Raw genomic sequence first — 13,234 nt, 5'->3', positions numbered from 1 at the left:
GGCCTGTTTTTTGTCACCCATCCACATCGGATATTCGTATGAAAACCGCTCAAGAGTTCCGCGCCGGCCAAGTCGCCAACATCAATGGCGCTCCCTGGGTCATCCAGAAGGCCGAGTTCAACAAGTCCGGCCGCAACGCTGCCGTGGTCAAGATGAAGCTGAAGAATCTGCTGACCGGCGCCGGCACCGAGACCGTGTTCAAGGCCGACGACAAGCTGGAGCCGATCATCCTCGAACGCAAGGAAGTGACCTACTCCTACTTCGCTGATCCGCTCTACGTCTTCATGGACACCGAGTTCAACCAGTACGAGATCGAGAAGGCCGACCTGGAAGGCGTGCTGACCTTCATCGAAGACGGCATGACCGACGTCTGCGAAGCCGTGTTCTACAACGATCGCGTGATCTCCGTCGAACTGCCGACCACCATCGTTCGCCAGATCGCCTACACCGAGCCGGCTGTCCGTGGCGACACCTCCGGCAAGGTGATGAAAGTGGCTCGCCTGCACAACGGCGCCGAGCTGCAAGTATCCGCCTTCTGCGAAATCGGTGATTCCATCGAGATCGACACCCGCACCGGCGAGTACAAGTCCCGCGTCAAGGCCTGAGCCTTCTAGCGAGACAGGAAAAAGCCCGGCATGCCGGGCTTTTTCGTTTCCGCCTTTCTTATTTCAGGTGTTCCTTCAGGGCCTCGCCGGCCTGTTGCATGGCGGCGCGGGTGCCAGGGACCTTGGCCAGCACGTTGAGCAGGCCGAAGTCGTGGATCATCCCGTTGTAGCGCACCGAGGTGACCTCCACGCCGGCGGCGTCCAGCTTGCGGGCGTAGGCCTCGCCTTCGTCGCGCAGCACATCGAACTCCGCGGTCTGCACCAGGGCCGGCGGCAGGCCCTTGAGCTGCTCGGTGGACGCCTGCAGCGGCGAGGCGTAGATCTCGGCGCGCTGGAGCGGGTCGGTGGTGTAGCTGTCCCAGAACCACTTCATCATGTTGCGGGTGAGGAAGTGGCCGTTCTCGAACTGGTTGTACGACGCATTGTTGAAGCTGGAATCCGTTACCGGCCACAGCAGGGCCTGGAAGCGGATCTTCGGCGTGCCCTTGTCCTTGGCCATCAGGCTGACCACCGCGGCCATGTTGCCGCCGACGCTGTTGCCGGCCACCGCCAGCCGATCGCCGTCGACTCCTATCTCCTTGCCGTGCTCGGCCACCCATTTGGTCGCGGCGTAGGCCTGGTTGATGGCGGTGGGGTACCTGGCCTCGGGGGAGGGCGTGTAGTTCACGTAGACCGCCACGGCGCCGGAGCCCGCCACCAGGTCACGGATCAGGCGCTCGTGGGTCGGGTAGTCGCCCAGCACCCAGCCGCCGCCGTGGAAGAACATGAAGACCGGCAGGGTGCCTTTCACACCGGCGGGGCGGACGATGGTCAGGTCGATCTCCTGGCCGTCGGCTTCGATGGTCTTCTGGCTCACATCGGCTTTCGGCAGTTCCAGCTTCACGCTGGCCTGGGCACCGCTCAGCACGGCCCGCGCATCCTTGGGAGCCAGGGTTTCCAGGGGCTTGCCGCCACCTGCGGCCAGGGCTTCGAGGAAGGCCTGGGTGTTGCGTTCGACGCCCGGGCTGCCAGCGGCGAAGGCTTGACCGACGGACAGGGCGAGCAGGCTGCCGGCGACGAAGGTGCTGATCGGTTTCATGGCGGGTTCCTCTATCTGGATTTGATTTGATGGCTAAAATATTGCGCGCTAAGTAAGTGCGTGATGTGGAAATTAGGCCTGATTTATTTAGTGCGCAAGATATTTATTGGAAGACTTTGGAATAGAACCCCGCCAGCTCGGGAATAAGGCCGTCAGACGGCCTTTCCCAGGCTTGCGCGCAGCGACACCAGTTCGTCCCTGAGACTGCCCAACTGCTCGATGGAGCGTTCGGTGGCGGCGAGGATGCAGGCGGGTACCGACCTGGCCTTGTCCTGCAGGGCACGGCCCTGCTCGGTGAGGCGCAGCTCCACCACGCGTTCGTCCTTGCTGCTGCGGGTGCGGGTGATCAGGCCTTCGGCTTCCAGGCGCTTGAGCAGCGGGGTGAGGGAGCCGGGATCGGTCAGCATTCGGTTGCTGATTTCGCCCACCGTGATGCCGTCGCTTTCCCAGAGCACCATCATGGCGAGGTACTGCGGGTAGGTGAGGCCCAGTTCCTGGAGCAGGGGCTTGTAGACCTTGGTCATCTGCAGGGACGTGGAATAGAGCGCGAAGCAGATCTGGTTGTCGAGCAGCAGCTCCTTGCACGGGGTGGTAGTCATTGTCGATCTCCGAAAGGCGGTCATGGCGTCTAATTTAGCGCGCAAGCCTTTCGTGGGCAAAATGCATTCCGTTCGTCTCCCGGCGAGATGCCCTTGCGCTGCGCGGGGCAGCGACCAGAATGCACTGGTCATTACCTGCAAGGACCGCAAACATGGACAACCTGCAAAACCCCTATCAGGCGCCCCAGGCCGAGCTCACCGTCAACAGCGCCGCCGAACCCCAGCTGGCCTCCCGCTGGACGCGCCTGGGCGCCGCGCTGATCGATGGCCTGGTCATGAGCCTGGCGACCGTGCCGGTGGCCTATGTCTCGGGCGCCTTCGAAGCGGCCCAGCAAGGCATCGAACCCAGCCTCGGCCAGCAACTGCTGGGCCTGGCGGTGGGTCTGGCGGTGTTCCTGCTGGTCAACGGTCACCTGCTGAAGCATTACGGCCAGACCCTCGGCAAGCGGCTGCTGAAGATCGCCATCGTCGATCTCGACGGCCAGGTGCCGGAACTGGGCGGGCTGCTGCTCAAGCGTTACCTGGTCTGGTGGCTGCTGGCCTATGTCCCGCTGGTGGGTGTGCTGCTGGTACTGGTGGATTACCTGTTCATCTTCCGCGCCGACCGCCGTTGCCTGCACGACCAGTTGGCGGGAACCCGCGTGGTGCAGCGGCCGCGCTGATCAGGCCCGGCCCAGTCCGCCCAGGGCGAGGTCCCAGGGCGGCACCGGGCCGAAGCGGTTCTTCAGGAACTCCAGTAACAGCCGGCTCCGCGAGCTGGCTTCTCCTTCCAGGCGCAAGGCATAGATGCCGCTCGGCTCGGGCGGTGGCAGGCCGTCCTCGCAGAACAGCGGCACCAGTTCGCCGCGCACCAGGTACTCGCTGGTCAGCCAGGTCGGCAGGTGGGCGATGCCGAGCCCCGCCAGGGCGCTGAACAGCAGGGTCTCGGCATTGTTCGCGGTCATGCGCATGCGTCCCGGGCGGATCAGCTGCAACTTGCCGTCCACCTCGAAACGCCAGGCATAAGGTGGCGCCAGGGCATCCCAGTCCAGCCCGTCGTGATCGGGCAGTTCGCGCGGATCGCGGGGAATGCCGCGCCGGCGCAAGTACTCTGGGCTGGCGCAGAGTACCCGCACCATGGGCGCCAGCGGGGTGGCCACCAGCCGGGTATCGGCCAGGGGGCCGATGCGCAGTACCAGGTCCACCTGGCCGAGATTCTCGCCCTGCATGTCGATGAAGCTGTCGATCAGCCGCAACTGCACGTCGAGGCCGGGATAGGCCATGAGGAATTCGGCGATGGCCGGAGCAAGGTGCCGGCGACCGAAGGGGGAGGGCGCGTCGATGCGGATCAGCCCTTCGGGGGCGCTGCTCAGTGATACCGCTTCGGCGCGGGCCAGGCGCAGCTCCGCCAGCACCCGTTTCGCCCGCTCGGCAAAGGCCAGGCCGGCGGGGGTGGCCTTCACCGCATGGGTGCTGCGCACGAACAGCGTGCTGCCCAAGGCGCGTTCCAGGGCGTCGATACGCCGCGCCACGGCCGAAGGGGTGAGCGGGTGGCGACGGGCGGCGGCGGAAAAGCTGCCGGCCTCCAGTACGTCGAGGAACAGGGCCAGTTGTTCAGTCAGGGCATCGGGGTTCATGGGGCCTGCCTATGCGTTTGGTGCATAGCCATTGTGCGTTGCTGTGCGTTTCCGTTCCAGCCGGCCGCGCGTAGCATCGGCTGCCATCTGATCTGGAGGCGTCATGGACCTGCTGGCTTTTGTTCTGAATATCCTGCTGGGCGCGCTGCTTGGCACCCTGGGTGGGCTTTTCGGCATTGGTGGCGGGCTGATCGCCATTCCCGCCCTGGGCGTGCTCTTCGGTCTCGACCAGCAACTGGCCCAGGGCACTGCCCTGGTGATGGTGGTGCCCAATGTGCTGCTGGCGCTGTGGCGCTACCACCAGCGCAACCGCATCGATCCGCGTTACGCGACGCTGCTGGCCGCCACCAGCTTCGGTTTCGCCTGGCTGGCGTCGCTCTTCGCCGTGGGGGTGGATGCGCAAAGCATGCGCCTGGCGTTCGTCGGCTTCCTGCTGGCCCTGGCCGCCTACAACTTCACGCGGATGTTCATGGCCAAGGCCCAGGCCAGCAACGAACTGCGCCAGCCCTGGCCCTGGCTGGGCGCCCTGGGTGGCGTGGCGGGGGCGGCAGGCGGGTTGTTCGGTGTCGGTGGTGCAGTGATCGCCACGCCGGTGCTGACCAGCGTGTTCGGCACCAGCCAGGTGATGGCTCAGGGGCTGTCGCTGGCGCTGGCGGCGCCGAGCACCGCGGTGACCCTGGCCACCTACGGCCTGCATCACCACGTGAGCTGGGCCATGGGCCTGCCGTTGGCGGTGGGTGGCCTGCTCAGCATCAGCTGGGGCGTGCGGCTGGCCCATGCCCTGCCGGAACGGGTGCTGCGCTCGCTGTTCTGCGTCTTCCTGCTGCTCTGTGCGGTACTGCTGGCGATCAAGTGAAGCTCAGATGCGGAAGCCTTCGATGATGTGCTCGGCCAGGGTGTCGGTCACCGGCGACTGATTGCGCTCGTTGCGCAGCAGCATGATGTTGCTCAGCGGCAACTGGGGCAGTCCTTCCGCCTCGCCGAGAATGCGCAGGTCGGGGGTGATCAGGCTTTCCAGTTGCGCGGTCACCGCCAGGCCGGCACTGGTCACCGCCATCAGCGCCGCCAGGCTCGGGCTGCTGTAGGCTACGCGATACTCGCGCCCCATGGCGTCCAGGGCGTTGCAGGCCCAGGCGCGGCAGAAGCAGTCGCTGTTGAACATGGCCAGCGGCAGCGGCGACTGCTCGTGGGGGCTGAAGCCCACCGCCTCGGCCCAGACGAAGCGCTCCTGGCGCAACAGCTCGCCGATCTCGTGCCCCGGCTTGCGGGTGACGATGGACAGGTCCAGGTCCTGGCGCTGCAGCAACTGCGCGCTGGACTCGCAATGCACCTCCACCTGCACCAGCGGATAGGCCTGGGCGAAGCGCGAAAGGATGCCCGGCAGGAAGCGCATCACGTAGTCGTCCGGCGTGCCGATACGCACCGAACCCACCATGTGCGGCTGGCGAAGGGTATTCATCACCTCGCCATGCAGCTTGAGGATGCGCCGCGCGTAGCCCAGCAGGATCTGTCCTTCGGCGGTGAGCCTGACCTGGCGGCCGTCACGCTCGAACACAGTCCGTTGCAGCACGTCCTCTTCCAGCCGCTTCATCTGCATGCTCACGGCCGACTGGGTGCGGTTGACCACTTCTGCCGCGCGGGTGAAACCGCCGTAGTCGGCGATGGCGACGAAGGTGCGCAGCAATTCGGTATCGATGGCCGGGTAGTTCATTCATCAATTCCTGAGATGCAGTGCATAAGAAACATTCGTTGGATTGATCTTAGTCCTGGCCGGAAACTGGCGCCATCCCCACAGGGAGGGCAACACGATGAAAGGTCAACACGGCTTTATCGGTACTTCGCATCACGCTCGATTCAACGCAACGCCTCACCAGGAAAGCTGGCTCGCCGCCGCATGGCACAGGATCAGACGCTGGGAGCAGCTTGTGTACGAACGGGAACAATTGGCGCGGATGAGCGATGAAATGCTCAAGGACATCGGCCTGTCCCGTGCCGATGTGATGGAGGAAAGCGAACGCCACTTCTGGGAAGACCCGCTGCAGAAGTGAAACTGCGATGCGGCCCGCCGACGGTGAAGCGCAGGGCGGGCCGCAACCTTGATGAATGGACTCGAAGGAAAGGAACCATGTCCAACACCCACGAACTGGCCCAACTGAATATCGCCTCGATGAAGGCGCCCCTGGATTCCCCGCTCATGGCCGATTTCGTCGCCAGCCTGGCACCGGTCAATGCCCTGGCCGACAATGCGCCGGGCTTCGTCTGGCGCCTGCAGGACGAGGAGGGCGACGCCACTGCCATCCGCCCCTTCGGTCCGGAGGTGCTGGTCAATCTCTCGGTCTGGCGCGATGTGGCCAGCCTCAGCGACTTCGTCTACCGGTCCGCCCATGTCGAGATGCTGCGTCGGCGCAAGGACTGGTTCGAACGCATTGCCGGCGTCCATCAGGTGCTCTGGTGGGTACCGAGGGGGCACCGGCCGGATGTCCATGAAGCGGCCCGGCGCCTGGCGCGGCTGCGGGAGGCCGGCCCGACCCCCGAGGCGTTCACCTTCCGCCAGACCTTCCTCGCCCCGGACCAGGCCGTGCCCTTTGCGCCCTTCGACCAGGTGCGCGAAAGCCAGGCAAGCTGATGCTAGTGTGAAGCGTCACTCCCCCTGCCGGCACGGAGCCCCATGACGCTGACCCTTTCCCTTCCCGAAGCCCGCCGCCTGACCCTCGCCGCCCAGGGCTTCGCCCGCGCGCCGCGCGGCACCATCCGCCACCGGCAACTGCTGGCGCAGCTGGAGGTGCTGGGGGTGGTACAGATCGACTCGGTGAACGCCCTGGTGCGCTCCCACTACCTGCCGGCCTTTTCCCGCCTCGGCCGCTACGACCGCGAGTTGCTGGACGACCTGGCCTGGGGCAAGCCCCGGCGCCGGGCGCTGTTCGAGTATTGGGGGCATGAGGCCTCGCTGCTGCCGCTGGAGCTCTATCCGCTGATGCGCTGGCGCATGCGTCGGGCGGCCAACGGCCAGGGCATCTACCAGCAGTTGGCGCGCTTCGGTTTCGAACAGCAGGCGGTGATCCAGCGGGTCCTGCAGGCGGTGCGCGAGCAGGGCGCCCTGGGCGCCGGTGCGCTGAGCACGCGGGAGGAGCGGGCCGGGCCCTGGTGGGACTGGAGCGCGGAGAAGCACGCGCTGGAGTGGCTGTTCGCCGCCGGTGAAGTGACGGTGGCCGGGCGTCGGGGGTTCGAGCGCCTGTACGACCTGCCGGAACGGGTGATTCCTGCCGACATCCTGGGCCAGCCGGAACTGTCCGAAGCCGACGCCCAGCGCCAGTTGCTGCTGCGTGCCGCCCTGGCCCTGGGCGTTGCCACCGAGCGCGACCTGCGTGACTACTTCCGGCTGGACACCGCCGACAGTCAGGCACGCCTGGCCGAACTGGTGGAGGAGGGCGCACTGCAGCCGGTGCGGGTCGACGGCTGGAAACAGCTCGCCTACTGCCTGGGTGAGCCCGGGGTGCCGCGCAAGGTCAGGGCCAGTGCGCTGCTGTCGCCCTTCGATTCGCTGATCTGGGAGCGGTCACGCACCGAGCGGCTATTCGACTTCCGCTACCGGCTGGAGATCTACACGCCCCAGCACAAGCGCCAGTACGGCTACTACGTGCTGCCCTTCCTCCACGACGAACGCCTCGCGGCGCGGGTCGACCTGCGTGCCGAAAGGGCCCGGGATCGCCTGGCCGTGCATGCCCTGCACGAGGAGGAACACGGCCTCGGCGAAGCCGGGATGCAGGCGCTGGCGGAGAACCTGCAGAGCATGGCTGCCTGGCTGGGGCTGGGCGAGGTGGCGGTGACCTGCCGCCGGCCGGGGACGGCGCGGTTGCGGGCGTGCCTGTAGGGGCGAATTCATCCGCCCTGCGGGCTTCAGGGGCTGCTTCGCAGCCCTTGGCGAATGAATTCGCCCCTACAACAACACCGCCAAACCTGTGCGTGCTGGGATCAGCGGCGAATCTGCTTCAACGTCTCCGCGATCAGGAAGGCCAGTTCCAGGGACTGGTCGGCGTTCAGGCGCGGGTCGCAGTGGGTGTGGTAGCGGTCGGAGAGGCCGTCTTCGGTGATGGGGCGGGCGCCGCCGATGCATTCGGTGACGTTCTGCCCGGTCATCTCGATATGGATGCCACCGGCGTAGCTGCCTTCGGCGCGATGCACCTCGAAGAACTGCTTCACCTCGCTGAGGATGCTGGCGAAGTCTCGGGTCTTGTAGCCGCTGGAGGCCTTGATGGTGTTGCCGTGCATGGGGTCGGAACTCCACAGCACCTTGCGGCCTTCGCCCTGTACTGCGCGGACCAGGCGCGGCATATGCTCGCCCACCTTCTCGGCGCCCATGCGGACGATCAGGTTGAGGCGGCCGGGGTCGTTGTCCGGGTTGAGGATGTCGATCAGGCGGATCAGCTCGTCGGTGTCCATGCTCGGGCCCACCTTGACGCCGATGGGGTTGCCGACGCCGCGCAGGAATTCCACATGGGCGCCGTCGAGCTGGCGGGTGCGGTCGCCGATCCAGAGCATGTGCGCCGAGCAGTCGTACCAGCCGCCGGTGAGGCTGTCGCGGCGCACGAAGGCTTCCTCGTAGTTCAGCAGCAGCGCCTCGTGGGCGGTGAAGAAGCTCGCTTCGCGCAATTGCGGCGCGCTGTCCAGGCCGCAGGCGCGCATGAAGGACAGGGCTTCATCGATGCGGTCGGCCAGCTGGCTGTACTTCTCGGTCAGCGCGGAGTTGGCGATGAAATCGAGGTTCCACTGATGCACCTGGTGCACATCGGCGAAGCCGCCCTGGGCGAAGGCGCGCAGCAGGTTGAGGGTGGCTGTGGCCTGGTGATAGGCCTGCAGCAGGCGTTCCGGGTCCGGTACGCGGCTGGCGGGATCGAAGCCGATGCCGTTGACGATGTCGCCACGGTAGGCCGGCAGCGTGACGTCGCCCTGGGTCTCGTTGCCGGAGGAGCGCGGTTTGGCGAACTGGCCGGCCATGCGGCCCACCTTCACCACCGGGCAGCCGGCGGCGAAAGTCATGACGATGGCCATCTGCAACAGCACCTTGAAGGTGTCGCGGATCTTCGCGGCGGAGAATTCGGCGAAGCTTTCCGCGCAATCACCACCCTGGAGCAGGAAGGCGCGGCCTTCGGTGACCTCGGCGAATTGACGGCGCAGCTCGCGGGCCTCGCCGGCGAAAACCAGGGGCGGGTAGCTCGCCAGGGTCTGCTCGACATGCGCCAGCTTGGCGGCGTCCGGGTACTCGGGCTGCTGCTGGATGGGTTTTTCCCTCCAGCTTTCGGGGCTCCATTCTTGGCTGCTCATCAGGGTCTCGATACGGCTGCTTGCGGTAGATGAGCCATGGTAACCGAAAGGCCCCCAGGCGGCGCCTGTGATGGCATGCATGCGGTTTTGCGGCGTTCCGCTGTTATCCTTGTGCGGCCCCGCGTGTGGGGCGCGCGGGAGCATGGGCTCCGGCGTCAATGGCAACAGGCGCCGCCGTGGCGCCGGGCCGGTGCGAATTGTCCGCACCGCCTTGATGGAGTGATGAGCTGATGTCCGAAGAGCGCCTGCTCGCGGAAGTGCACGACGATTTCGGGGTGATCCGCGTCTACGAGGTCGGCCCCTACCGCATTCTCGAGTTCGGTGATGCCGTGGAACAGAGCTGCGTGTTCACCAGCGACCCGGCCTGGCTGGAGTACGACTACACCCGCGCCATGCTGCTGGGGGCGCTGTGCCACGAGGCGCCGGAGAACGCCCTGTTCCTCGGCCTTGGTGCCGGCACCCTGACCCAGGCCTGCCTGAAGTTCCTGCCACTGGAGGACGTCGAGGTGATCGAACTGCGCCCCGATGTGCCGCGCCTGGCCATGGAGTACCTGGGGCTGACCGACGACCCGCGTCTGTACGTGCGCATCGGCGATGCCCTGGAACTTCTCGACAGCACCGAGCCGGCGGACCTGATCTTCGTCGACCTCTACACCGACCAGGGGCCGGGCGTCGGCCACCTGGCCTGGAACTTCCTCGGCGCCTGCCAGAAGCGCCTCAGTCCCGGCGGCTGGCTGGTGATCAACCAGTGGGCGGCGGATGATGGCAAGCCCCTGGGCGCCGCCTTGCTGCGCGGGCTCTTCCACCGCCACTACTGGGAGTGTCCGGTGAAGGAGGGCAACGTGGTGCTCTTCGTGCCGGCCGGCCTCGACCAGGAACTGGACCGCGAGGCGCTCGGGTCGAGGGCCCGGGCCCTGGCGCCGAGCCTCGGCTACTCGTTGCAGTCTCTGCTGGAAGTGGTGCGGCCGGCGAGCTAGGCGGTGCCTGGATGGGAAGCGCAAACCTTGTGGGGGCGAATTCATTGGCCAAGCAGACCGCAGGTCTGCCCTTCAAGGCAGCAGGGGGCAGCTGCGCTGCCCTTGGCGAATGAATTCGCCCCTACAGGTTCCTGAAACTCCGCGCGCAAAGGGCTATTTGCCCTTGAAGTGCCCATCCCGCCTTTCCAGCATCGCCCGCAGGCCTTCCTTCGCATCCTCGGTGGCCAGCAGGCGCTGGGTGGTGGCCGGGAGGCTGGCCGCGGCGGCCTTTTCCCCTTCGTCCAGGGCCTGGCGCGCCGAGGCCAGCACGGCCCTGACTCCCAGCGGAGCCTGGGCGGCCACCCGTTCCGCCAGCCAGATGGCCCGCGGCAGCAAGTCTTCGGGGGCCGTCACTTCCTGGACCAGCCCGAGGCGATAGGCCTCGTGGGCGTCGAACTCGTCGCCGGTGAGCAGCCAGCGCATGGCGTTGCCCCAGCCGGCCACCTGGTGCATACGCAGGGTGGCGCCGCCGAAAGGGAAGATGCCGCGTTGCACTTCCAGCTGCGCGAAGCGGGAATTGCTGGCGCAGAGGTTGATGTCCGCCGCAAGCATCAGCTCGATGCCGATGGTGTAGCAGTAGCCGTGCACCGCGACCAGCAGCGGCTTGGTCGGGTGCGGTCCGCCAAAGGTGCCCCAGGGGTCGATCGCGCCGTCCGGCAGTTTCCAGCCTTTGCTGAAGGCGTCGCCGACACTGGCCAGGTCCAGTCCGGCGGTGAAGTGCTCGCCATGGGCGAAGACCAGGGCGCAGCGCGCGTTGTCATCCCGCTCGTACTCGCCCAGCGCCAGCACCAGGTCGTCCAGCATGGACTGGTCGAAGGCGTTGCGCTTGGGCGTACGATCGAGGCCGATCAGCATGATGTGGCCGCGCTTTTCACGGCTGACGCGGCCTGCGGAACTGGGGGACATGGTGGCTTTCCTTTGTAGGAATCGCAGGAGGGCAGGTGGGATATAGACCCGCGCAGGGGGCTTGTCCATTGGCGGGCACCGTCGAGCGGTGTGGAAGCCGGGGTGTTGAAAAAGCTGCACGCCAGGAAGAATTTTCCTGTATTATGCGCGCCGGCCAATTGACGGCCCCGTTCAAGTACTGCGTTTTTCCCGAGGCACTTTGCCTTCGGCGGCAAGTCCGCGCTGCGGACTACCCTTGACGTTTCATCCATTCCCATAAAAGCGTTCACGCAAATTCTCTACCAGGCTGCCAGGGTTGACCCACAAGGTCCTTCACGGCATGTGCAGCCATGGAAAAAGGGTCTTTGCGGATGCACACGAGGCAGACCCATGACCCAGGAACTCGGCACTTTCGCCGCGCTCGGCATTCATCCCAGTGTTCTGGCCGCGATCACCGCGGTTGGCTATGAAGAGCCGTCCCCCATCCAGGCCCAGTCGATTCCGGTGATCCTCGCCGGCCACGACATGATCGGCCAGGCCCAGACCGGTACCGGCAAGACCGCAGCCTTCGCGCTGCCGATCCTGTCGCGCATCGATCCGGCCAAACGAGAGCCGCAGGCGCTGATCCTGGCACCGACCCGCGAGCTCGCACTGCAAGTCGCCACCGCCTTCGAAACCTACGCCAAGCAGATGCCCGGCCTGAACGTGGTCGCCGTCTACGGCGGCGCGCCCATGGGCCCGCAGCTCAAGGCCCTGCGCCAGGGCGCCCAGGTCATCGTGGCTACCCCCGGCCGCCTCTGCGACCACCTGCGCCGTGATGACAAGATGCTCGCCACCGTGCAGCAACTGGTGCTGGACGAAGCGGACGAGATGCTCAAGCTCGGCTTCATGGAAGACCTGGAAGTGATCTTCGAGGCGCTGCCCGAGAGCCGCCAGAGTGTGCTGTTCTCCGCCACCCTGCCGCCGTCGATCCGTTCGATCGCCGAGCGTCACCTGAGGAACCCGCAGCACGTCAAGATCGCCGCCAAGACCCAGACCGTGGCGCGTATCGAGCAGGCCCACCTGATGGTCCACGCCGACCAGAAGACCCCGGCCGTGCTGCGCCTGCTGGAAGTCGAGGAATTCGACGCGCTGATCGCTTTCGTGCGCACCAAGCAGGCCACCCTCGACCTGGCCAGCGCCCTGGAAGCCAAAGGCTACAAGGCCGCCGCGCTGAACGGCGACATCGCCCAGAACCAGCGCGAGCGCGTGATCGAGTCCCTGAAGGACGGTCGCCTGGACATCGTCGTCGCCACCGACGTCGCCGCCCGTGGTATCGACGTGCCGCGCATCACCCACGTGTTCAACGTGGACATGCCCTACGACCCGGAATCCTATGTGCACCGTATCGGCCGTACCGGCCGTGCCGGCCGCGATGGCCGCGCGCTGCTGCTGGTGACCCCGCGCGAGCGCCGCATGCTGCAGGTGATCGAGCGCGTGACCGGGCAGAAGGTCGCCGAAGTGCGCCTGCCCAACGCCCAGCAGGTGCTGGATGCGCGCATCAAGAAGCTGACCGCCAGCCTCACTCCGCTGGTGGCCGGCGCCGAAGCCAACTACGGCGAGCTGCTGGACCGCCTGATCGCCGATATCGGTTGCAGCCCGCGTGCCCTGGCATCCGCCCTGCTGCAGAAGGCCACCAATGGCCAGGCGCTGAACCTGGCCGATGTGGAGCGCGAGCAGCCGCTGGTGCCGAGCTTCCAGCCCCGCGAGCGCCGTGAGCGTGAGGGTGGCGAGCGTGGCGAGTACCGCGAGCGCCGCGCGCCCATGCCGCTGGCCGAAGGCCGCGTGCGTTGCCGCACCGCCCTGGGAACCCGCGACGGTATCGCCGCGAAGAACCTGCTGGGGGCCATCCTCAACGAGGGCGGCATTGCCCGCGAGGCGATCGGTCGCATCCAGATCCGCGAAACCTTCAGCCTGATCGAGCTGCCGGAAGAGGGCCTCGACCGCCTGCTGGGCAAGCTGAAGGACACCCGCGTGGCTGGCAAGCAACTCAAGCTGCGCCGTTACCGCGAGGACTGAAGCACGCCGCTGTAAACGAAAGAGCCCTGCAATCGCGGGGCTTTTTTGTGCCTGG

14 protein-coding genes are annotated in these 13,234 nt (G+C 66.4%); 8 read left to right on the top strand and 6 right to left on the bottom strand.

Going from position 1 to position 13,234, the window contains the following annotated elements; all coding sequences use genetic code 11:
• The first annotated feature begins 38 nt into the window (after positions 1 to 38).
• Positions 39 to 605 (top strand): elongation factor P, encoded by a 567-nt coding sequence (gene efp, locus ACFPU0_RS10460; RefSeq protein ID WP_377692892.1) that lies wholly within the window; start codon positions 39 to 41, stop codon positions 603 to 605.
• A 58-nt stretch (positions 606 to 663) separates the two neighbouring features.
• On the opposite strand, the gene ACFPU0_RS10455 is transcribed toward efp, so the two are convergent.
• Positions 664 to 1,683 (bottom strand): alpha/beta hydrolase, encoded by a 1,020-nt coding sequence (locus ACFPU0_RS10455; protein ID WP_377692891.1) that lies wholly within the window; start codon positions 1,681 to 1,683, stop codon positions 664 to 666.
• Between the two features lie 152 nt (positions 1,684 to 1,835).
• On the bottom strand, positions 1,836 to 2,306 hold the full coding sequence (locus ACFPU0_RS10450) for a MarR family winged helix-turn-helix transcriptional regulator (protein WP_377692890.1): 471 nt from the start codon (positions 2,304 to 2,306) through the stop codon (positions 1,836 to 1,838).
• 128 nt (positions 2,307 to 2,434) lie between these two features.
• On the opposite strand from ACFPU0_RS10450, the gene ACFPU0_RS10445 reads away from it, so the two are divergent.
• On the top strand, positions 2,435 to 2,944 hold the full coding sequence (locus ACFPU0_RS10445; protein ID WP_377692889.1) for an RDD family protein: 510 nt from the start codon (positions 2,435 to 2,437) through the stop codon (positions 2,942 to 2,944).
• Here the strand turns inward: ACFPU0_RS10445 and ACFPU0_RS10440 are convergent, their stop codons facing one another.
• The gene (locus tag ACFPU0_RS10440; protein ID WP_377692888.1) at positions 2,945 to 3,898 is read right to left on the bottom strand and encodes a LysR family transcriptional regulator; all 954 of its coding nucleotides are present in this window, start codon (positions 3,896 to 3,898) and stop codon (positions 2,945 to 2,947) included.
• A gap of 103 nt (positions 3,899 to 4,001) precedes the next feature.
• Here ACFPU0_RS10440 and ACFPU0_RS10435 point away from each other — a divergent pair, with 103 nt between their 5' ends.
• A complete protein-coding gene (locus tag ACFPU0_RS10435) occupies positions 4,002 to 4,754 on the top strand; it encodes a sulfite exporter TauE/SafE family protein (protein WP_377692887.1) in 753 nt (250 codons plus the stop codon).
• A 3-nt stretch (positions 4,755 to 4,757) separates the two neighbouring features.
• Here ACFPU0_RS10435 and ACFPU0_RS10430 read toward each other — a convergent pair whose 3' ends face one another.
• The gene (locus ACFPU0_RS10430; RefSeq protein ID WP_377692886.1) at positions 4,758 to 5,609 is read right to left on the bottom strand and encodes a LysR substrate-binding domain-containing protein; all 852 of its coding nucleotides are present in this window, start codon (positions 5,607 to 5,609) and stop codon (positions 4,758 to 4,760) included.
• A 97-nt stretch (positions 5,610 to 5,706) separates the two neighbouring features.
• On the opposite strand from ACFPU0_RS10430, the gene ACFPU0_RS10425 reads away from it, so the two are divergent.
• The 3 genes from ACFPU0_RS10425 (at position 5,707) to ACFPU0_RS10415 (ending at position 7,769) form a co-directional block, all read left to right on the top strand.
• A complete protein-coding gene (locus ACFPU0_RS10425; RefSeq protein WP_377692885.1) occupies positions 5,707 to 5,946 on the top strand; it encodes a DUF1127 domain-containing protein in 240 nt (79 codons plus the stop codon).
• 77 nt (positions 5,947 to 6,023) lie between these two features.
• The gene (locus tag ACFPU0_RS10420; RefSeq protein ID WP_377692884.1) at positions 6,024 to 6,524 is read left to right on the top strand and encodes a DUF3291 domain-containing protein; all 501 of its coding nucleotides are present in this window, start codon (positions 6,024 to 6,026) and stop codon (positions 6,522 to 6,524) included.
• Between the two features lie 42 nt (positions 6,525 to 6,566).
• Positions 6,567 to 7,769, top strand: coding sequence for a winged helix-turn-helix domain-containing protein (locus ACFPU0_RS10415; protein WP_377692883.1), 1,203 nt, complete (start codon positions 6,567 to 6,569; stop codon positions 7,767 to 7,769).
• A gap of 101 nt (positions 7,770 to 7,870) precedes the next feature.
• Here the strand turns inward: ACFPU0_RS10415 and ACFPU0_RS10410 are convergent, their stop codons facing one another.
• On the bottom strand, positions 7,871 to 9,220 hold the full coding sequence (locus tag ACFPU0_RS10410; RefSeq protein ID WP_377692882.1) for a class II 3-deoxy-7-phosphoheptulonate synthase: 1,350 nt from the start codon (positions 9,218 to 9,220) through the stop codon (positions 7,871 to 7,873).
• Between the two features lie 230 nt (positions 9,221 to 9,450).
• Between ACFPU0_RS10410 and ACFPU0_RS10405 the strand changes: the two genes are divergently transcribed.
• Positions 9,451 to 10,197 (top strand): spermidine synthase, encoded by a 747-nt coding sequence (locus ACFPU0_RS10405; RefSeq protein ID WP_377692881.1) that lies wholly within the window; start codon positions 9,451 to 9,453, stop codon positions 10,195 to 10,197.
• Between the two features lie 153 nt (positions 10,198 to 10,350).
• Here the strand turns inward: ACFPU0_RS10405 and ACFPU0_RS10400 are convergent, their stop codons facing one another.
• Entirely contained in the window at positions 10,351 to 11,142 is a 792-nt protein-coding gene (locus ACFPU0_RS10400; RefSeq protein WP_377692879.1) for a crotonase/enoyl-CoA hydratase family protein, read from the bottom strand.
• A 369-nt stretch (positions 11,143 to 11,511) separates the two neighbouring features.
• Here ACFPU0_RS10400 and ACFPU0_RS10395 point away from each other — a divergent pair, with 369 nt between their 5' ends.
• Positions 11,512 to 13,179, top strand: a complete 1,668-nt coding sequence (locus ACFPU0_RS10395; RefSeq protein WP_377692878.1) for a DEAD/DEAH box helicase — start codon at positions 11,512 to 11,514, stop codon at positions 13,177 to 13,179.
• Positions 13,180 to 13,234 lie beyond the last annotated feature (55 nt).

The sequence above is a fragment of the Pseudomonas sp. GCM10022186 genome, assembly GCF_042656385.1.
Taxonomy (GTDB): domain Bacteria; phylum Pseudomonadota; class Gammaproteobacteria; order Pseudomonadales; family Pseudomonadaceae; genus Metapseudomonas.
This window is presented reverse-complemented; position numbering and strand designations above follow the sequence as displayed.